Below are 17,020 nucleotides of genomic sequence, written 5' to 3' on the forward strand. Positions count from 1 at the left end.
GGAGCGCGCGGAGGCGCGATGGTCGGGGGTCGTCAAGCAGGCGCAGAAGCGCTAGCGACAACACCGACACGTCAGGGACATGCCGTCGATTATGCCCGGCTATGGCACGGTCGTCGTGTTCATGTCGTCATATGACGACATGAACGCCTCTCACACCGCCGCTGCCGCTCCGACGAGGTCCGGGTAGTGGATCGCCGCGACGTCGGGGTGCGCGCGCAGGCGCGACTTGAGCAGGTTCTCGCCGTACGTGCCGCGGATGACATTGTCGGGGTCCTGTTCGATCCCTCGCGCTGCAGCGCGGAACTGCTCGGCGATCGGCAGGCGGGGCAGTTCGGCATCCAGTCGCGGATTGAAGAAGAACGGAACCGAGATACGTTCGGCACCTTCTGCCGGCGCGATGACGCGATGCACGGTGGCGCGCAGGTATCCGTCGGTGGCCCATTCGAGCAATTCACCGATGTTGACGATGAGGGCGCCATCGACGGGCGGAACGTCGACCCACTCGCCGCGGTACTCGACCTGCAGACCGGGGCTGCCCGGTTCGATCCAGAGCAGGGTGAGCACGCCCGGGTCTTTGTGGCTGCCGACACCCTGGCGCGACGGCGCAGAGTCGGGGACGCCGGGATACCGCACGATCTTCAGCAGGGTCGCGGGGGCGTCATCGAACAGGGGGAGCAGCGCGCGCGGATCCGCGCCGAGCGATTCGGCCCAGGCGGTGAGGAGTCGACGCCCTACCGTGGTGAGGTGGGCGGTCCACTCATCGATGACCTCCCGCAACTCGGGTAGAGCCTCAGGCCACTGGTTGGGGCCGTCGAGCGCGATGTAGGCGGGGTCATCCGGCCCCCGCGTGACGGCCTCGCGGCCCGGTCCGATGTCGATCTGTTCCCGCCAGTCGACCCGTCCTTGCGTGAGTTCGCCGCCCAGGCGCGTGTAGCCGTGGAACTGCGGGGACTTCAGGTTCTCGATGGCGAGTTTGTCGGCATCCGGAAGGGCGAAGAACGCGCGGGATGTCGCGAGGAGCCGATCCTGGAGCGCGGGAGAGGCCCCGTGGCCGACGAGGGCGAAGAACCCGACCTCATGGGTTGCCTGGCGAAGATCCGCGCGGAACTGCGCGGCCGCCGCCGGTCCGGCATCCAGGTTCGAGAGGTCGAGGACGGGAACGGGGGAGTCGGTCATGACGACGACGGTAAGCGAGCAGCGCGGATGCCGGGTTCTGTGTGTCGCTTAGATGACGAAGTGCGTCGACACAGGGGCGTGTCGGCGTCCCTGCGCGACGCGGCGAGGGGCGGTTGTTTCATCCCGGTCAGGGTGCGGGCGGGCGGGCCACCAGCTCGTCACGTGAGGATGACGAGCCGCTGCGTCGCGCGCGTCATCGCGACATACCGATCGACGGCGCCCTCGATGCCATCGCCGAACCGGTCGGGGTCGACGAGCACGACGAGGTCGAACTCGAGTCCCTTGACCCGTTCCGGGTCGAGGGAGGACACCCGCTCGCGCGGCGCGAATGACGGATCACCGATCACGACCGCCGTCCCTTCGGCGTTGTCGTGCTCCCACCTGTCGATGATCGCCCCGAGCTCGCCGCGCGCGCCGAACCGGACGGGCACGCCGGTGCGGCGGATCGATTCCGGTACGTTCGCGTCGGGGAGAACGGCGCGGATCACGGGAGCGGCGGCATCCATCACCTCACCGGGCGTGCGGTAGTTCACGCTCAGCGACGCGACGCGCGTCCGCGCGATCCCCACCCTCGCCAGCCGCTCGGTCCATGACTCGGCGAAGCCCCGGCGGGCCTGGGCGCGGTCGCCGACGATCGTGAGGCTCCCCGACGGACAGCGCCGTAGCAGCATGCGCCACTGCGCATCGGTGAGTTCCTGCGCCTCGTCCACGACGATATGCGCGAACGGCCCGGCGAACGGGTCGAGGTCGGATGCCGCGGGCAGCTCGAGCGTGCGACGCAGGTCTTGCCCGCGCAGCATCGACATGATCCGCATGTCTCCGTCGTCGGCCGCGATGAGGTCGGCCACGACATCAGACATCATGCGCTGCGCTTCAGCCGCTTCCCGGCGCGCCCGCCGCTCGAGCACGTCGCGCTGCGGGTCGCCGACGCCCTGACGTGCGCTGTCGAGCAGTGGAAGGTCATCGACGGTCCAGGCTGCGGGCGTCCCGCGAGCCACGAGCGCGGCGATCTCGTCGGGCGAGAGCCAGGGAGCGCAGCGTCGCAACAGCTCGGGTGTCGTGAGTAGGCCTCGCAGCAGAGCGTCGGGGTCGAGCAGGGGCCAGGCCGCGTCGAAGAGGGCGCGTAGCTCGTCGTCGTTCTCGAGCACCTCGCGGGTGGACTCGTCCTCCTCCCATCCGGAGCCGTACGCATCGAAGTCGTCCTGAGGATCTGATGCGTCCCCCCACCCCTCGCCCCACGTGTCGGACGAGCCGCGGGGCCGGCGCAGCTCCTCGTCGATGCGCTCCTCGAGCAGGTCGAGCAGTCGCTCCCACGCGAGGGTGCGGAGGGCATTGTGCGCGAGGACGTCAGCTCCGTCGAAGATCTCGGCCCACTCGTCGGCGCCGACCACGATCGTTCCCCACGCGGTTTCGATCGGTGTGCGGCGCGTGGGTGCTCGTTGCCACAGGCGCACCGCGGCATCCACGGCGTCGATCATGCGACCGTCGCCGAGCAGCCGACGGATGACGGGATCGAGCCGATCGGTCGCGGCATACCGGCCGGCCTGATGGGTCACCGCACCCCCGCCGACCAGGTCGTTTACGGCACAGACGAGCGCGCCGTCTTCGCCGAGGCTCGGCAGCACGTCGTCGACGTACTCGACGTAGGGGCGGTGCGGCCCGACGAACAGCAGCCCGCCGCCTCCGGCCTGCATCCGCGCGTCGGCGTAGAGCAGGTAGGCGGCGCGGTGCAGCGCGACGACGGTCTTGCCCGTCCCCGGCCCGCCGTCGACGACGAGAGCGCCACGGGAGTCGGCCCGGATGATCGCATCCTGGTCTGTCTGGATCGTCGCGAGCACATCACGCATCTTCGCCGACCGACTCGCGCCGAGACTCGCGATGAATGCCGACTGATCGTCGAGCGCGGCACTGTGGTCGAGCCCGTCGTCGGCGAACACCTCGTCCCAGTAGTCGATGATGCGCCCCGCGCGCCACCGGTAGCGCCTGCGGCTGGTCAGCCCCTGGGGCCTGGCGGCAGTCGCCGCGAAGAAGGGGGCGGATGCCGGAGCTCGCCAATCCATGAGCAGACGCTCCTCCGCGGCATCCGCGAGGCCGAAGCGCCCGATGTAGGTGACGGTTCCCGTCTGGTCGACCGTGCGGCCGATGCACGCGTCGAGGCCGAACCGCCGAAGCACGCGCAGTCGCCCCGCGAGGTTCTGCACCTCGAGGTCGCGTTCGAGGGCGCGCTGACCGTCGCCTGCCGTTTCGCGCTGCAGCGCCGCGAGCCTGCTCTCGGTGCGTTCGACCTCGGCGGTGAGGGCGGCGCCGAGCGCGGCGAAGTGCTCGGCGTCCCGTCCGATGAGCGCAGGGTCGGCCTTCCGGTGCAGCCGTCCCGGCAGATCGAACACGCTCACGGGTGCGTTCCGTGTCGGCATCTCAGTTCCCTTCACCAGCCGCGAGCCCTACGCCGAGAATTCCCGCGCGACCTGCGATTCTGCCGCACCGAGGGGGCCTTGCGGCAAGCCCCCCTGTGCGCGGGATAATGAGAAGGGCAGCGGGAACGGCGCCGCGGTCGTGTGGCGATCCCCGCCCCGCCCGACCCGCGCCGTGATGGTCCGACGGACCCGGCCGTTCGCGCGCCCAGGATCCTGGTGCTTTCGGTTGTGCAGGTGCCTGCGCAGAACCGGCACGGCAGTACGCCTCGATCGATATCGGTGTCGTGTCTCTCGTTTCGCGCCGCCGTCAGAGCACGTTGCGCATACCTGCCCATATGGGCATATGATGAAGCTATGGCACGAGCTGCGACAACATCCGACGCGTTCAACGCGATCGCTGAACCACGGCGTCGCGACATCCTGACCCTGCTGCGCGACGGCGAGCGGCCCGTCGCCGACCTCGCGGAGCACCTCCGCATGACCCAGCCGCAGACCTCCAAGCACCTGCGCGTGCTGCGGGAGGTGGGACTGGTCCAGGTGCGCGAGGTAGGAAAGCAACGCCTCTATGGTCTCGACGCTCGCGGCCTGCGCCCCGTCCACGAGTGGACCGGCGGATTCGAGCGGTTCTGGAACGGCAGCTTCGATCGGCTGGATGCCTACGTCCAGCGACTCACGCAACACCATGCATCCACAGACGAGGGAGACACCGATGACTGAGCTGCCAGCGACGCACCCGGAGCGGCCGACCGAGCCCGAGGCAGAGCGGACGGTGACGATAGAGCGGATGATCCACGCACCGCGGGAGGTCGTCTTCGAGGCCTTCACGACCGTCGATCACCTGTCGGCGTGGTGGGGTCCAGACGGCTTCACCACCTCGACGCGAGCGTTCGAGTTCCGTGAGGGCGGTGAGTGGGTGTTCACGATGCACGGTCCGGATGGCGCCGACTATGCCGAGTGGATCCAGTGGCGCGAGATCGTCGCGCCCGAGCGCATCGTGCTGCTGCACGGCGAACACGCCGGCGACCCGAACGCGTTCGATTCGGTGGTCACGTTCGATGAGGTAGACGGACAGACGCGAGTGACCCTGTCGACTGTCTTCCCGACGAAGCAGCTGCGCGACACCGCCGTCGAGGAGTACCACGCCGTCGAGGGCGGTGCCCAGACCCTGGCTCACCTGGCCGCGCACGTCGAGGGGTAGCGGTGCGGATGCCCCGCCAGTCGGGCACTGCGTATGAAACGGGCAACGGTCAACCCCATGCCCCTGCCGAACACACGTCGCTAACGTGCACCGACGTGGCGTTTCCCGAGGCGGGGACGTGTCCGTTTCCTGAGGCGGGGGAGGAGGGGCCGTGGCAGTGGCCGGCGAGCACGTGCACGGCGGCGCGGACGGCATCGCGGTCAGCTGGATCCTGGCTGCGCCGTTCCTCATGGCCGCTGTGGTCTACGTCGCTGCGGCGGTCAGAGCGAGTCGGCGCGGCCGGGCCTGGCCGTGGTACCGCAGCATCCTGTGGATCGGAGGCCTGTCGGCTGCGGCATCCGGTTTCATCGGCCCGCTCGCGTCCGCTGCGCACGACAGCTTCACCGCTCATATGGGCGCGCACCTGCTGGTGGGCATGGTGGCGCCGCTGCTTCTGGTGCTTGCCGCTCCGGTGACGCTGGCTCTACGGAGCATGAGCGTCGTGCCGGCGCGGCGGGTGAGCCGGATGCTGCGCAGCCCGCTCATGCGCGTCTTGACCGATCCGCCTGTGGCGGCACTGCTGAACGTCGGCGGGATGTGGGTGCTGTATCTCACACCGCTGTACGGGCTCATGCAGCAGGTCATGCTGGTGCATGGGGCGGTGATGCTGCACTTCCTGCTCGCCGGGTATCTGTACACCGCGTCGTTGGTGGCGGTCGATCCTTCCCCGCACCGCGCCGGGTTCGCCCTGCGGTCGATCGTGCTCGTGCTGTCCCTGGCAGCCCACGGCGTGCTCGCGAAGCTGCTCTATGCCTATCCGCCGCCGGGTGTCGCTGTCGCCGATGCCCGCGCGGGCGCCCAACTGATGTTCTACGGCGGTGACCTCGTCGACGTCCTGTTGATCGTGCTGCTGTGCGCGGACTGGTATCGCGTCACCGGCCGAAGGCTTCACAGGACACCGGCAGCGGCATCGCCGCATCCTGGGTCGCTCTCCGCGCAATCCAGGGAGACAACCGCGAAGGGAACGTGATCGTGATCAACACTGCAGGCCGTGCGACGAGTTCGCCGTTACGCAACCGGTCGTATTGGGCGGCGTTTCTGCTCGGAATCGCGACGATGGCGGCGATCGATGAGATCGTCTTCCACCAGATCCTTGCTTGGCATCACTTCTACGACAACGCCACCTCAGACATCGCGCTGCTTTCCGACGGGTTGTTGCATGCTGCCGAGCTGTTCATCTTCGTGTTCGGGTTCTTCCTCATGCTCGACGCGCGCCGTCGCGGCACGTTCTGGCCCGCAGCCGGTTGGGCCGGTTTCCTAGTCGGCCTCGGGCTGTTCCAGCTCTGGGATGGCGTCATCGACCACAAGGTTCTGCGCCTGCATCAGATCCGATACGGGGTCGAGCTGCTGCCGTACGACATCGCCTGGAATGTCGCCGGCGGTCTGCTGCTGGTCGCCGGCCTCATCTGGACCGTCGTGCTCGTACGCCGCGCAACCGGACGATGGTCACGACCACGTATGCGGCCGCCGGAAGGGTCCCGATGAAGCCGATGGTCTGGTCGCCGTTGGGAGACAGCGCCCAGACCGCTCCCGGGATGCCGACGGCGATCGCGATCACGAAGCCGATCCACCAGCGGGCGGTGATGACACCCGCGGTACGAGGTTCGGTCATGATCGACAGTTCACTCCGTGAATGAGGTGACGCAAGCCCTCGGACCACTCCCGCGGGGGAGGATGGCGGGATGAGCTCCTACGTGCGCCCGAGGATCGATGCTCCGGTGTTCCGCGACGCCGACGGCGAGGTCATCGACTACGGCCGGCGGTGGCAGGGGCTGCCCCCGTCCGAGACGTACTCGGTGGACACGCATCCGGAGCGCTTCGCGCCACTCCACACCGTCGCCGACGCGCTCATCACTCATCTGGTCGCTACCTACGACGTCCGCGTCTTCGACAGCGTGGACGCGGCGGCCGATCTGCTGCGTCCGAACGGAGAGATCGTGCGAGCGGTGCGACTGCAGCCGAGCGATGCGGGATGCGCCGCGATCACGTTCGTGTACACGTCGTACCCCGGCATCCTCATGCATGCAGGCCTCCTGCACGACTTCTTCTATCCGTCGTGCGGCTGCGACGCTTGCGATTCGAGCTGGGAGAGCGAAGCCGACGAGCTCGAGCGCCAGATCTTCGCCGTCGTCGGCGGACGCTACCGCGAGAGCATCGACGGCGGACTGCGCCCCCAGGTCGAGTTCGCACTCACCTATCCGGACGGCAGCACCTCGGGGCGAGTCCGCGCCGCCGAACTGCCCGCCGATCGTGTCAAAGCCGCGAAGCCGATCCTGCGCATCCGGCCCGACGGCTGGGCCCCGTGGCCGCGCGTCGCAGACATTTCGTAAGGCGGATGCCGACGGCGCACCATCTCCGTCGCACGGGGGATGCGCGCCGCCCCGCGAGAGCGCAGACTCGGGCGTATGAGTGAGAGCATCTTCACGCCCGGCGCGGACGTCGTTATGTCGCGCGGATCCGGCACCGTCCTCGACGTCCGAGCCACGCCCGCAGGAAAGTTCGTGATCGGCGTCGAGGATGCCGACGGCGAGGTCACCTACTTCACCGAGAAGGCGCTGCGCCTGGCACAGGGCTAGGCGTCCCCGCGCTGAACCCGCGGCCGAGTCCGTGAGCCGCCGGCCTCACGGGGTGGAGTCGACCGTCGCGATCCCGATCGTGCTCCAGGCGCGCAGCAGCGCTGTGTCGCCCGAGACGGCGACGAAGTCCTCGGATGCCGAGGCCAGTGCGCTGGCCGCGTGGACGGCGTCGTATCCGCGCAACGCGTGAGTGCGCGTGAGTCGAGCGGCGTCGCGGAGGATCGTCTCGCTGACGGCGACCCGCGCGATGCCGGACCACAGCGACTCGAAGACGGCGACGGCGCGATCGAGCGCGGCATCCGTGATGCGACCGAGCCGGTGCGCCTGCGCGAGTGCCGCGTGCGCCTCGACGTAGGCGAGGTCGCTCGTGACGATGCCGGTGGCGGCGCTCCAGACCGTGCGGCAGCGCGAGGTTGCCGGTTCGCGGATGATGAGGGGAACGAGCGCCGAGGTGTCGAAGTACGCGAGCATCGTCACGGAAGCTCAGCGGCGCTGGTCGGTGACGAGGTCGCTCACGGTTCCGGATGCCTCCACGGGCTCAGGCAGTTCCGCGCGCGGCGTGAGGGGGAGCGTCGCCAGTCCTGCGCGCACAAGGGCCTCGAGCCCCGATTCCGCACCGATCGGCACGATCCGCGCGATCGGACGCCCGTGATCGGTGACGGTGAGCTCCGACCCTGCGCGAACGTCCGCGAGGTGCCGGCTGAGACCGTCGCGCAGTTCCCGGATGCCGATAGTGGCGCTTTTCATGTCGTTATTGTAGCCACACTGGTGACTTTGCGCGCCCTGCTCCGGCAGGATGACGGGATGCCGCTGGTGAGTTCCGTGCGAATGGTTCGGTGAACCGTGTCGATTCCCGCGCCCGATCTCCCGGTCCCGGCGAAGGTCCGCGCGCTCGCCGGCGCCGCCGAGCTCACCCCGGTGTGGATCAACGACTACGGCGGCGTGACGTTTCGGGCCACGGATGCGGGCGGCATCCGTTTCATCAAGCTCCACCCGCACAACCCAGAGTGGTCGGCGGCAGGCGAGGCGGAGCGCCTGCGGTGGGCGGCGCGCTATACCCCGGTGCCGCGAGCACTCGAGGCTGGCCGTGACACCACGCACGAGTGGCTCGTGACCGAGGGGGTGCGGGGGGAGAGTGCCGTGTCCCCGCGGTGGCTCGCCGACCCGGCGAGGGCGGTGCGGGCGATCGGTGAGGGCCTGCGCGCGATGCACGAGTCGCTGCCGGTGGCGGAGTGTCCCTTCCGGTGGGATGTGCCCGAGCGTCTCGCGAACGCAGCAGCGCGCGGCATCCGTCTGCCCGATGCTCTGCTCGAGCCGCCGCCGGTCGATCGCCTCGTGGTGTGCCACGGCGACGCGTGCGCGCCGAACACGCTCATGACGGATGCCGGCACCTGGTGCGGTCACGTCGATCTCGGTTCCCTCGGCGTCGGAGACCGGTGGGCCGACATCGCGGTGGCCGGTATGAGCCTGGAGTGGAACTACGGCCCCGGGTGGGAGGACGCGCTGCTCGCCGCGTACGGCATCGACCCCGACCCGGAACGGATGCAGTACTACCGAGCCCTCTGGAACGCGACCTGACGCGCGACTCGCGACAGCACCGATACGACCGCTACCGATCTTTCACACGCCGGCAACGGCTACCGCAGAACGAGTTCGCGGCTGTTGCGAAGAGCGATCTCTCGGTCCGCGAGCTCTTCTGCTGCGACCAGCACATCCATGGCGGGCGTGACGCGCCCGCTCAGGTAGGTGCTCAGCCGGCTTGCGGACGTCCCGAGGGCGGCCGCGAGTTCTCGCTGCGTGAGCCCGCTCGCTCGCTGCGCAGATCGGAGCCGTTCGCGGGCGATCTCGGATGCCGTCCGTTGCCGGTGGGCGATCATCACGCGTACCAGTGCCACGGTCTGGCGAGACTCCGCGGCCTCAGCCGCTTCTTCGAACACCTCCCGCAGACCCGGTTCGGAGGCGACGGCCGACGCGAGCCGCGACCAGGGGGACGCATAGCCGCGGTCGAGCGCGGCGAGGATGCCCTCGAAACCCCACTCGCGCACGGGCAAGTCGGGGGTGGCATCGATGTTGCGGAATCGAAGCGGCATCCTCTGCTCCTTGCAGCTCTCTGATCAGGCGGCGACGTAGGCGGCCAGAGCACGGCAGTCGGCGACGACGTTCTCCCAGTCGTGCCAGCGCCGCTCGAGCTGCTTATCGGTGGCCAGATCGCGGATACGGGTGTGGTCTTTCGGTGAGGGATCGATCAGTTGTCTGGCCAGTTGCGATTGCACGGGCCGGTCTTCCGGGTGAGTCGGGTCGGTGTAGTAGTCGTCGATCCGAGAAAGCACGGCGCCGATTCGCTCGGGTCCGAAGCGGTACGACAGCGCGGCAACGTCGAGGTAGTCGCGCATCTGGTTGCGCGTGACAATGAGGAAGCCCTTGATGCGCGCGATCTCGTCGAGGGTCGGAACGGTGATGGTGGAGCCGGTGGGCACGGTCACGGACTGCACTTCGAGCGGCCGCGTGCGGATCGTGATCGGTCGACATCCGGTGGCGTGCATAGAGAGCCGTGGCCGCTCCGCCATAGAGAACCGCGTCCGGCACCTGGGCCTGGAGTCGCGCAGCGGACTCGAGCACTTCGCTCAGGCCCTGCGGGAGGGATGGCATCCCATCATCCATGCCAGAGGTTTTCAGATCAGATAACGACATGGCGAGGGGCTCAACCGTCTCGCGAACCGGGTATCAGCCATTGAGCCGGTGCCAGACGCCTTCCGAGACGACCTCGACCCGGTCGCTGTCGACGACGATCGCTGTCTCGTCATCCATGACATAGGCAGGGATGTCGATCTTGGATGCCCACCTCTCGGCGACCTCCATCGAGTTGCCGGGACGATCGCCGACGGCGAGATGTGGACAGATCGCGAAGTCGACGAGGCTGAGTCCGCGGTCGCCGAGCGGTGAGGTCCAGCCGACGAACTCCTCGCCGATGCGGGGCGTCAGGACCATGCTGCCGGCGCTCATGCCGACCCAGACGGTGTCGTGGAGGTCGTCGAGGAGGTCCAGCATTCGTGACTCGCGCAACCAGTGGTGCAGGTAGATCGCGTCGCCGCCTGCGACGAGCAGCGCGTCGGCGTCGCGCACCTGCGGCATCCATCGCTCGTCCGGAAGGCTCGGCAGGGCCGTCAGCTCGAGCAGCCCCACAGACTTCCAGCCGAGTGAGACCATCGGGTTGCCGGGCTCGCGGCCCGCGGCGAACTCCCACGCCTTAACGCCCGGTCCGAGCCACGGATGCCCGTACATCGCAGTCGGAATACACAGCGCCGTCGAGTCTTCGATCGGTTTGCCCAGCAGGTCGACGAGCGCGGCCCGGATGCTCGGATTGGTCACTCCTCCGCCGGTCAACAGCAGTCGCATCGTGTCTCCTTGTGGGCGGGGTTTGTCGGCGAGGGTGTGGCCTCCTCAGCACGCCAGATCGCAGGGGCGTTGTCAAGAGTGAGGGGGAGCGCCGGCCCCTCCGAGGGGAGAATGGAGTCATGATCCCCTCGCGCCACGCCCCGCCGTTGCCGCGGCCGGCGGTCATCGCCCAGCGGTGGTCGCGGGCGGTCTTTCTGCATTGGCGCGTGGATGCCGCGCGGTTGGCGCCGCTGCTGCCGCCCGGGGTGCGCCCGGACGAGTTCGACGGCTCGGGCTGGATCGGGCTCGTTCCGTTTGTGCTGTCGAAGTTCCAGTTCCTCCCCGCCCCGCCGGTGCCGTTTCTCGGGACCTTCAACGAGATCAACGTCCGCACCTATGGCATCGACGATGAGGGTCGGCGCGGGGTGGTGTTCCTGACTCTCGAGGCCGAGCATCTCATCCCCGTGCTGACGGCTCACGCGCTGTTCGGGCTGCCCTACCGGTGGGCGAGTATCGGCCACCGCGTGGATGCCGAGGATGCCGCGACCGTTGAGTATCGTTCCCGGCGCCGCCGAGCCGACGGTGCGGCGCGTGGCCCCGGCACGCGGCTGCGGGTTCGGGTTGGCGACGAGGTTGTGGATGATGAGCTCTCGCGCTTTCTCACGGCGCGGTGGGGCTTTCATGAGCGCCATCTCGGACGGACGATTTGGGCCGCCAATACGCACGAGCCCTGGCCGTTGCGGCGGGCGGAGCTGCTCGGCATCCGTGATGGGCTTCTGGCCGACCGGGGATTCGGAGATCTCGCGGGGCGCCGGCCCGACTCGGTGCTGGCGATGCCGATGGATCACCCGGGCTTCGTCACGCAGTTCGCGGCTCCCGTGCGGGTGCGCTGAAGGCCGGCCCGGGCGTCGCCGCTGTGCCGGCCCGACACCGTTCTGCTGGGAGGGGTTCTCAGGGCGCCGGCCGCGGGTTCGCTGCCTGGGCAGCCTCGGACGGGCAGACGGATGCGTCCGAGTTCCGTGCATCCAGCTGGGTGCGGATGGGCTCTTCGAGCTGCCGATCAAGAGACTCATCTACCCGGAGGCCTTGCCTCGCGCCAGGGTGGTCTGTCGGGTGGGGGCGGTGGGTCCCATGCCCACGCCCACGGCGCTTTCGTTCGCAACACACGCGGGCTAGCCGGTTCGCCGCGGGGCCCCAGATGGCCTGCGGGTGGAACCAGAACGAACGCGCCGTGCCCCTCGCGGATGATCTTCCATCCGTTGTTGTGCAGCTGCATGTGATGAAAGCGGCAGAGCAGTACCCCGCGGTCGATGTCGGTTCGGCCATTCTCAGTGGCGACGTGGTCGATGTGGTGTGCTTCGCAGTACGACGCGGGCATGGAGCATCCCTCACCGATGCATCCGCCGTCGCGAACGGCCAGCGCGATCTTCTGCTTCGTCGTGAAGAGGCGCTGTTCGTGTCCGACATCGAGCGGGTTGCCGCCGGAGTCGATGGTGACGGTCACGGTTCCGTTCATGCAGATGTTGCGGTCGACCACAGATCCGGGGAGGGCATCCCCGCCGTCTTCGGCGTGCCCGGTCGTGAGGAGTCGCCCGATCGGATCCCGTGGTCCGCTCGCATCGCCGACCATGACGATCCGTACCCCGGGTTGACGTGCCCCGAAGACATCGGCGGCGTTCGCGAGCGCTCCGGCCCGGATGAGGTCGACGAACAGGTCGTACTCGAGTTGCTCGTTGCTGCGTGGGTCGTCGGAGAGTTCTTTCGCTGCGGCGCGGTCGGCATCGGAGATGAACCGCGGTCCGCCGCGCCGGGGACGCAGCGCCGCGGCGAACGTCGCCCGCAACCACAGTGCCATCTCATCATCGAGAACCAGGTGACCGTGGTGCTGTCCATGCTGGTCGATCCACATCCGCAGCGACCGCTTCTCGTATCGCTCCTGAAACCGGGTCTCGGCGCCGACGGGGTCGAGAATGTCCCGCAACTGCCGGGCACGGGCGCGGAGCTCCTCGACGGATGCCCCCGCCACCGCCTCATCGACGAGAGTCTCGGCCGCGACCGACCACGCGAGAGCGGCGGATGCCGGGTCCACGCCGTCAGCGTCGGGCTCGCCCAGCCCACCGCGGATCGCATCGTGTTGGGCCGTGGTCAACCGCCCTGCCCACAGCGCGGAATGGAGTGGCGCGTGCCACGGCGTACGCGGGGTGTCCTCAGCCTCACTTCCGGGGCCGCCAGCGTCGTGGCTATCGGCCCCCGCATCCGTGCCGTTGCCGGAGTAGCCGCCTGCATCCGACGCCGCACCATCCAGCAGCGACTGCCCGACCCGAACCTGCCGCAGCGCGTCAGCCCGCGTGCCGCCCGTGATCGACTGCACGAGAGCGACCGGTGACGCGTGCCCCTGGGTCGCGGCGAGCCCGGAATGCCCGTTCTCGCGCTTCGATCGCTGAGCGGCCACACCAGCGACCACGGACTGCAACCGCTCGGCATCATTTGCGATGCCCGTGACCTCCCGCAGCACCTCCAGCACCGACGCGTCACTGAGCGCGGCGGCGCCCTGCGGAAGGCCCGCAGGCTCGACATCCAGCTCAGCGAACACCGCGAGGCGGTCAAGCCGCTCGCGCATCGCCGTGAGGATGTTCATACGCTCACTCTCTCACCGACCTCCGACATTCACCCGGTCCCCGGCGAGAACCGAAAACTCCCTGTGGACAGGTCATTTCCCCACCCGCCTGGGGAGGAAGCGACGTCACCCGGAGACCCGACCTAAGCTCGTCACGGGACCCACATTCGTGGCAACCGGCCCGAGGAGGAGTGGCATGGCGACACCCCGCCCAACGACACCCCGCCCAACGACACCCCGCCCAACGACACCCCGCCCAACGACACCCCACCCAACGACACCTCGCCCATCGACACCCCACCCCTCCCGCGCGCTGACCTCGCCGTCGCGGCCGCTGCCGTCATCCTCGCCGCCGTCGCCCTCATCGCCTCGAGCGTGCAGCAGGGCTTCGCGCCCCTCATCACCCTCACCCTCACGCCGCCCGGAATCGCACCAGCCGACGGCGGGATGATCATCGTCGTCACTCCGACGCCGGTCGTGGTGCCCGGCATCCGGATGGGCGCAGCGATCGCGACGCTGCTGCTGTTCGTCGCCGCCATGCGCCTGCTTCTGCTCGTCCCTGCCGTCCGCAGGCGTCACGCCACGGATGCCGCAGCCGACCGCCACACCTGGCGCTGGATCGAGTACTCGCAGCTGGCCGGTGTCGGTACCTTTCTCGTCGCGCAGCTGAACGGCATCACCGAGGTCACGAGTCTCGTCCCGATCTACGCGCTGGGTGCGGCCGGTGCGCTTTTCCTCATCGTCCACGACCACCGCGCCGCGACCGGCCGCTTCGGTGGTCCCGCCTTCGCCCTCGGATCCGCGGTCGCCATCGTGCCGTGGGGTGTGATTGCGTTCGCGCAGATCACGACACCCCTGGCAGGCTTCGAGGTCGCGGCATCCGTTCGCGTCGTGACGCTGCTGGTGCTGGCGGCCTCGGCAGCCGTGTGGGTCGTGACCGGATGGCGTGCCCGCCGTGATCCCGAGCGGACAGACGGATGCCGCACCGACGCGATCCTCGGATGGGTCCTCCCTCTCGCGCCCGCCGCGCTCGTGCTTGCGACCCTCTGGCCGGGCTGAGCCGGGCAGCAGCAAAGCGTTCCTGTGTACACAATGACGCTAAGTGCTACAATGTCCGCATGGACTCCGTCACGACTGAGGTCTCGACGCGTGAGCTGCGCAGTCAGCTTTCTGACGTGCTCGGACGCGCAATGTACGCGGGCGAGCGCATCGGAGTGACCCGCAACGGCAAGCTCGCGGCTGTGGTCGTGAGCGTGGCCGACCTCGAGGCTCTCGAAGCGTTCGAGATGGCCCAGGATGTTGCGGCCTACCGGCAGGCCAAGGCCGAGGATGACGGCACCCGCGTGACCCTTGATGAGTTGCGTGCCGACCTCGCGTCGTGAGCTACCGCGTAGAACTGACCACGGCGGCAGCGCGTCAGATCAAGAAGCTCCCGCGGCCGGCACGCGATCGGGTCCTTGATGCAATTGCGAATCTGACTGGTGATCCCCGGCCCCACGGGGCGAAGAAGCTCGCTGGGGAAGATACTGCCTGGCGGATCCGAGTCGGCGACTACCGGGTGATTTACGACGTGTTCGACAGTGAGCTGGTGGTCACGGTCGTTCGCGCCGGCCACCGCCGCGAGGTCTACGACCGATAGCGAGTCCGTCACAAAGATAGGCGAAGCCGCAACGCGTCATCGAGAGCGCCGAGCGACTCAGCGGTGAGGCGGCCGGTGACACGGCTCACACGCGAAATCGACACTGCGCGTACCTGTTCGGCCTGGGCTTTGCTGGGCCGGGGGAGTCCCGATTCTTCCGGCGAGAGAAGCACCTGAAACGGATGCACCTTCGAGATATTCGAGGTCACCGGAACGACTGTGGCAACCCCGTGTCCGGTGCGCGCCGCACTGAGGTTCGCTGTCGCGTTGCTGACAACGACGGCCGGGCGAGTTCGCGCGGCTTCAGATCCGACGGCTGGATCGAGGTCGACGAGCACGACGTGACCGCGTCGCAGCGCGCGGACAGGATCGGTCACGACCGCGCGAGTCCGTCAGCGGATGCCGCATCCCACGCATCATCGGCAGGTTCGGCGAAGGCGGCGACGTAGGCATCCGCGAGTCGTTCTTCGCGCAGCACCCGCACGGCGTCTTGCACCGCCGCGGACCGACTGGAGTAGACGCCGGCTCGGGTCTGGTCATCGAGGAACGCGAGGTCATCGGTGCTGAGGCTGAAGCTGACTTCCACATGCACCATTCTTTGACGCTACCGAAGTAGCAAGATCGCAGGCGGCGCGAGCTGGGGAACCGTGACGACGCGAACACGGCAGGGGAAGAGTGCATGCAGAATGCAGGCGTACGTGTTTACACTGGTGCCATGCCGGTCAACATCACGATTCGCAACGTTCCCGATGAGGTGCGCGACGAGCTCGCTGCCCGCGCGGCGCGGTCGGGCAGGTCGCTGCAGGAGTTCCTGAGCGCAGAGTTCCTCCGCATCGCAAGCACGCCAAGCGCGGCCGAAGCAGCGGTGCGAGCGCGACTGGGCGCCAGCTTGAATCCCGCGCTCACGGCGGACGAGATCGTCGCCGCTGTCCACGAGGGGCGTCGGTGACAACGGATGCCGACAGCGCGGCATCCGCTCTCGTGGTGCTCGACGCGTCGGCGGTCGTGGCCATGATCGCGTCAGGGGGCGACATCGGCGACCGCATCGCGGCCCGTCTCGCCGACGCGACACTTCTGGCGCCGCACCTCCTGCCGACTGAGGTAGACAGTGCACTGCGTGGCCTCGAGCGGGGTGGCCGCATCTCCACCGCGCAAGCGGATGCCGCGCGCGGCATCTTCGCGCAGTTCCCGATCGACCTGTGGCCGTGGCACCTTCTCGCGGATCGGGCATGGCAGCTCCGGGCGAACGCGACAACCTACGACGCCGGATACCTGGCACTTGCCGAACTCACGGGCGCCACGCTCCTGACCTGTGACTCTCGGCTCGGGAACGTCCCTGGCGTGGCCGCCCGCGTCGAGGTGTTTTTGTAGGGACGTCACCCTAGAGTTCGAGCTGTCGCGCAAGAGAACTGAGCCGCGCCACCGGTCGGCGCTTGTTGACTCAGATCGGCCGGTGAGCGCCCGTAGGCTGGCAGAGCATCGTTGTCGAGCGGAGGGCTAGTCGTGGTTGCAGACACGAATGTTCGGAGGGCAGCGAGAGCACGTGCATCGCTCGAGTACCTGAGTGAGCGTGGTGCAGTCGATGATTATCTGCCGATCGCAGAGATTTGGGCGGCGGTTCAAGAGCGCGTCCCCCTCACAGAACACGAATCTGAGGTCGGTCAGCGCGGCAGGCCCCGGGGCGAGAGTGACTGGCGGTGGTCGAGTGCCGACCTGGTCGCGGCGGGCTGGTTGCGTAAGCACCCCGACGGCTCCGGACGGTGGGCGGTAACCGCGGATGGCAAGAAAGCTCTCGAGGCATACCCGGGCGACGAGCTTCACGCCGAAGCAACGCGCCGTTACGCCGCGGGCCGGCTTGAACTCCAGTCGGCGATCGCCGATGCGCTTCCCAATACCTGGGTGTCTTCCGACGGTGCACAGCGCAAACTCCTCGAAGCCGCACGGGCCTGGGTGGAGCAGTGCCTGCAGCAGGGGGCGTCGGCCTTT

General features: G+C 68.5%; 25 protein-coding genes. 15 read left to right on the top strand and 10 right to left on the bottom strand.

Annotation, left to right across the window (positions count from 1 at the left end):
* Positions 1 to 150: 150 nt before the first annotated feature.
* Positions 151 to 1,176, bottom strand: a complete 1,026-nt coding sequence (locus ACSGC5_RS06720) for an isopenicillin N synthase family dioxygenase (protein WP_434969869.1) — start codon at positions 1,174 to 1,176, stop codon at positions 151 to 153.
* Positions 1,177 to 1,334: 158 nt separating this feature from the next.
* Positions 1,335 to 3,590, bottom strand: a complete 2,256-nt coding sequence (gene helR, locus ACSGC5_RS06725) for an RNA polymerase recycling motor ATPase HelR (RefSeq protein WP_434969870.1) — start codon at positions 3,588 to 3,590, stop codon at positions 1,335 to 1,337.
* 354 nt (positions 3,591 to 3,944) lie between these two features.
* Between helR and ACSGC5_RS06730 the strand changes: the two genes are divergently transcribed.
* From ACSGC5_RS06730 to ACSGC5_RS06760, 7 genes are all read left to right on the top strand, one after another.
* Positions 3,945 to 4,307 (top strand): ArsR/SmtB family transcription factor, encoded by a 363-nt coding sequence (locus tag ACSGC5_RS06730; RefSeq protein WP_434969871.1) that lies wholly within the window; start codon positions 3,945 to 3,947, stop codon positions 4,305 to 4,307.
* Positions 4,300 to 4,788: an SRPBCC family protein gene (locus ACSGC5_RS06735; protein WP_434969872.1), complete on the top strand. Its 489-nt coding sequence runs from the start codon at positions 4,300 to 4,302 to the stop codon at positions 4,786 to 4,788. Before ACSGC5_RS06730 ends, ACSGC5_RS06735 begins: the two co-directional genes overlap by 8 nt.
* A 151-nt stretch (positions 4,789 to 4,939) precedes the next feature.
* Positions 4,940 to 5,797: a cytochrome c oxidase assembly protein gene (locus ACSGC5_RS06740; RefSeq protein ID WP_434969873.1), complete on the top strand. Its 858-nt coding sequence runs from the start codon at positions 4,940 to 4,942 to the stop codon at positions 5,795 to 5,797.
* A gap of 2 nt (positions 5,798 to 5,799) precedes the next feature.
* The gene (locus tag ACSGC5_RS06745) at positions 5,800 to 6,312 is read left to right on the top strand and encodes a DUF2243 domain-containing protein (protein ID WP_434969874.1); all 513 of its coding nucleotides are present in this window, start codon (positions 5,800 to 5,802) and stop codon (positions 6,310 to 6,312) included.
* A complete protein-coding gene (locus ACSGC5_RS06750) occupies positions 6,309 to 6,464 on the top strand; it encodes a hypothetical protein (protein ID WP_434969875.1) in 156 nt (51 codons plus the stop codon). Before ACSGC5_RS06745 ends, ACSGC5_RS06750 begins: the two co-directional genes overlap by 4 nt.
* A 45-nt stretch (positions 6,465 to 6,509) precedes the next feature.
* The gene (locus ACSGC5_RS06755; protein ID WP_434969876.1) at positions 6,510 to 7,157 is read left to right on the top strand and encodes a DUF6226 family protein; all 648 of its coding nucleotides are present in this window, start codon (positions 6,510 to 6,512) and stop codon (positions 7,155 to 7,157) included.
* A 75-nt stretch (positions 7,158 to 7,232) separates the two neighbouring features.
* Complete coding sequence (locus ACSGC5_RS06760; protein ID WP_434969877.1) at positions 7,233 to 7,403, top strand: hypothetical protein; 171 nt, start codon at positions 7,233 to 7,235, stop codon at positions 7,401 to 7,403.
* 45 nt (positions 7,404 to 7,448) lie between these two features.
* Here ACSGC5_RS06760 and ACSGC5_RS06765 read toward each other — a convergent pair whose 3' ends face one another.
* Both ACSGC5_RS06765 and ACSGC5_RS06770 read right to left on the bottom strand, forming a co-directional pair.
* Positions 7,449 to 7,874 (bottom strand): type II toxin-antitoxin system VapC family toxin, encoded by a 426-nt coding sequence (locus tag ACSGC5_RS06765; RefSeq protein ID WP_434969902.1) that lies wholly within the window; start codon positions 7,872 to 7,874, stop codon positions 7,449 to 7,451.
* Between the two features lie 12 nt (positions 7,875 to 7,886).
* Positions 7,887 to 8,150 (bottom strand): type II toxin-antitoxin system Phd/YefM family antitoxin, encoded by a 264-nt coding sequence (locus ACSGC5_RS06770; protein ID WP_434969878.1) that lies wholly within the window; start codon positions 8,148 to 8,150, stop codon positions 7,887 to 7,889.
* Positions 8,151 to 8,246: 96 nt separating this feature from the next.
* Here ACSGC5_RS06770 and ACSGC5_RS06775 point away from each other — a divergent pair, with 96 nt between their 5' ends.
* Positions 8,247 to 8,981: a phosphotransferase gene (locus tag ACSGC5_RS06775; RefSeq protein ID WP_434969879.1), complete on the top strand. Its 735-nt coding sequence runs from the start codon at positions 8,247 to 8,249 to the stop codon at positions 8,979 to 8,981.
* Positions 8,982 to 9,040: 59 nt separating this feature from the next.
* Here the strand turns inward: ACSGC5_RS06775 and ACSGC5_RS06780 are convergent, their stop codons facing one another.
* From ACSGC5_RS06780 to ACSGC5_RS06790, 3 genes are all read right to left on the bottom strand, one after another.
* Positions 9,041 to 9,493 (bottom strand): helix-turn-helix domain-containing protein, encoded by a 453-nt coding sequence (locus ACSGC5_RS06780; RefSeq protein ID WP_434969880.1) that lies wholly within the window; start codon positions 9,491 to 9,493, stop codon positions 9,041 to 9,043.
* Positions 9,494 to 9,517: 24 nt separating this feature from the next.
* Positions 9,518 to 9,886, bottom strand: a complete 369-nt coding sequence (locus ACSGC5_RS06785) for a hypothetical protein (protein ID WP_434969881.1) — start codon at positions 9,884 to 9,886, stop codon at positions 9,518 to 9,520.
* A 241-nt stretch (positions 9,887 to 10,127) separates the two neighbouring features.
* Positions 10,128 to 10,799 carry a Type 1 glutamine amidotransferase-like domain-containing protein gene (locus ACSGC5_RS06790; protein WP_434969882.1) on the bottom strand — a complete coding sequence of 224 codons (672 nt, stop codon included), beginning with the start codon at positions 10,797 to 10,799 and terminating at the stop codon, positions 10,128 to 10,130.
* Between the two features lie 119 nt (positions 10,800 to 10,918).
* On the opposite strand from ACSGC5_RS06790, the gene ACSGC5_RS06795 reads away from it, so the two are divergent.
* The gene (locus ACSGC5_RS06795) at positions 10,919 to 11,671 is read left to right on the top strand and encodes a YqjF family protein (RefSeq protein ID WP_434969883.1); all 753 of its coding nucleotides are present in this window, start codon (positions 10,919 to 10,921) and stop codon (positions 11,669 to 11,671) included.
* 176 nt (positions 11,672 to 11,847) lie between these two features.
* Here the strand turns inward: ACSGC5_RS06795 and ACSGC5_RS06800 are convergent, their stop codons facing one another.
* Complete coding sequence (locus ACSGC5_RS06800) at positions 11,848 to 13,416, bottom strand: HNH endonuclease signature motif containing protein (RefSeq protein ID WP_434969884.1); 1,569 nt, start codon at positions 13,414 to 13,416, stop codon at positions 11,848 to 11,850.
* Positions 13,417 to 13,770: 354 nt separating this feature from the next.
* Between ACSGC5_RS06800 and ACSGC5_RS06805 the strand changes: the two genes are divergently transcribed.
* Genes ACSGC5_RS06805 through ACSGC5_RS06815 form a run of 3 tightly spaced genes read left to right on the top strand, consistent with a single transcriptional unit; the run spans position 13,771 to position 15,034 of the window.
* Positions 13,771 to 14,454 carry a hypothetical protein gene (locus ACSGC5_RS06805; protein ID WP_434969885.1) on the top strand — a complete coding sequence of 228 codons (684 nt, stop codon included), beginning with the start codon at positions 13,771 to 13,773 and terminating at the stop codon, positions 14,452 to 14,454.
* Positions 14,455 to 14,513: 59 nt separating this feature from the next.
* Complete coding sequence (locus tag ACSGC5_RS06810; protein WP_434969886.1) at positions 14,514 to 14,777, top strand: type II toxin-antitoxin system Phd/YefM family antitoxin; 264 nt, start codon at positions 14,514 to 14,516, stop codon at positions 14,775 to 14,777.
* On the top strand, positions 14,774 to 15,034 hold the full coding sequence (locus tag ACSGC5_RS06815) for a type II toxin-antitoxin system RelE family toxin (RefSeq protein ID WP_434969887.1): 261 nt from the start codon (positions 14,774 to 14,776) through the stop codon (positions 15,032 to 15,034). The genes ACSGC5_RS06810 and ACSGC5_RS06815 overlap by 4 nt, the downstream gene beginning before the upstream one ends.
* 8 nt (positions 15,035 to 15,042) lie before the next feature.
* Here the strand turns inward: ACSGC5_RS06815 and ACSGC5_RS06820 are convergent, their stop codons facing one another.
* Positions 15,043 to 15,411 (bottom strand): type II toxin-antitoxin system PemK/MazF family toxin, encoded by a 369-nt coding sequence (locus ACSGC5_RS06820; RefSeq protein WP_434969888.1) that lies wholly within the window; start codon positions 15,409 to 15,411, stop codon positions 15,043 to 15,045.
* Complete coding sequence (locus ACSGC5_RS06825) at positions 15,408 to 15,629, bottom strand: ribbon-helix-helix domain-containing protein (protein WP_434969889.1); 222 nt, start codon at positions 15,627 to 15,629, stop codon at positions 15,408 to 15,410. The genes ACSGC5_RS06820 and ACSGC5_RS06825 overlap by 4 nt, the downstream gene beginning before the upstream one ends.
* A 120-nt stretch (positions 15,630 to 15,749) precedes the next feature.
* Here ACSGC5_RS06825 and ACSGC5_RS06830 point away from each other — a divergent pair, with 120 nt between their 5' ends.
* The 3 genes from ACSGC5_RS06830 to ACSGC5_RS06840 all read left to right on the top strand — a co-directional run.
* Positions 15,750 to 15,983: a FitA-like ribbon-helix-helix domain-containing protein gene (locus ACSGC5_RS06830; RefSeq protein ID WP_434969890.1), complete on the top strand. Its 234-nt coding sequence runs from the start codon at positions 15,750 to 15,752 to the stop codon at positions 15,981 to 15,983.
* Positions 15,980 to 16,405, top strand: coding sequence for a type II toxin-antitoxin system VapC family toxin (locus tag ACSGC5_RS06835; protein ID WP_434969891.1), 426 nt, complete (start codon positions 15,980 to 15,982; stop codon positions 16,403 to 16,405). Before ACSGC5_RS06830 ends, ACSGC5_RS06835 begins: the two co-directional genes overlap by 4 nt.
* 360 nt (positions 16,406 to 16,765) lie before the next feature.
* Positions 16,766 to 17,020: hypothetical protein (locus ACSGC5_RS06840; protein ID WP_434969892.1), on the top strand; the 255-nt coding region annotated here is incomplete at its 3' end.

It is taken from the genome of Microbacterium sp. bgisy207 (genome assembly GCF_965345035.1).
Classification (GTDB): domain Bacteria; phylum Actinomycetota; class Actinomycetes; order Actinomycetales; family Microbacteriaceae; genus Microbacterium.

Bases quoted from the DNA above. Each gene is read 5' to 3' on its own strand.
- ACSGC5_RS06720 (WP_434969869.1), bottom strand. From the start codon at position 1,176: ATGACCGACTCCCCCGTTCCCGTCCTCGACCTCTCGAACCTGGATGCC.
- helR (WP_434969870.1), bottom strand. From the start codon at position 3,590: ATGCCGACACGGAACGCACCCGTGAGCGTGTTCGATCTGCCGGGACGG.
- ACSGC5_RS06730 (WP_434969871.1), top strand. From the start codon at position 3,945: ATGGCACGAGCTGCGACAACATCCGACGCGTTCAACGCGATCGCTGAA.
- ACSGC5_RS06735 (WP_434969872.1), top strand. From the start codon at position 4,300: ATGACTGAGCTGCCAGCGACGCACCCGGAGCGGCCGACCGAGCCCGAG.
- ACSGC5_RS06750 (WP_434969875.1), top strand. From the start codon at position 6,309: ATGAAGCCGATGGTCTGGTCGCCGTTGGGAGACAGCGCCCAGACCGCT.
- ACSGC5_RS06755 (WP_434969876.1), top strand. From the start codon at position 6,510: ATGAGCTCCTACGTGCGCCCGAGGATCGATGCTCCGGTGTTCCGCGAC.
- ACSGC5_RS06760 (WP_434969877.1), top strand. From the start codon at position 7,233: ATGAGTGAGAGCATCTTCACGCCCGGCGCGGACGTCGTTATGTCGCGC.
- ACSGC5_RS06765 (WP_434969902.1), bottom strand. From the start codon at position 7,874: ATGCTCGCGTACTTCGACACCTCGGCGCTCGTTCCCCTCATCATCCGC.
- ACSGC5_RS06770 (WP_434969878.1), bottom strand. From the start codon at position 8,150: ATGAAAAGCGCCACTATCGGCATCCGGGAACTGCGCGACGGTCTCAGC.
- ACSGC5_RS06780 (WP_434969880.1), bottom strand. From the start codon at position 9,493: ATGCCGCTTCGATTCCGCAACATCGATGCCACCCCCGACTTGCCCGTG.
- ACSGC5_RS06790 (WP_434969882.1), bottom strand. From the start codon at position 10,799: ATGCGACTGCTGTTGACCGGCGGAGGAGTGACCAATCCGAGCATCCGG.
- ACSGC5_RS06795 (WP_434969883.1), top strand. From the start codon at position 10,919: ATGATCCCCTCGCGCCACGCCCCGCCGTTGCCGCGGCCGGCGGTCATC.
- ACSGC5_RS06800 (WP_434969884.1), bottom strand. From the start codon at position 13,416: ATGAACATCCTCACGGCGATGCGCGAGCGGCTTGACCGCCTCGCGGTG.
- ACSGC5_RS06810 (WP_434969886.1), top strand. From the start codon at position 14,514: ATGGACTCCGTCACGACTGAGGTCTCGACGCGTGAGCTGCGCAGTCAG.
- ACSGC5_RS06825 (WP_434969889.1), bottom strand. From the start codon at position 15,629: ATGGTGCATGTGGAAGTCAGCTTCAGCCTCAGCACCGATGACCTCGCG.
- ACSGC5_RS06830 (WP_434969890.1), top strand. From the start codon at position 15,750: ATGCCGGTCAACATCACGATTCGCAACGTTCCCGATGAGGTGCGCGAC.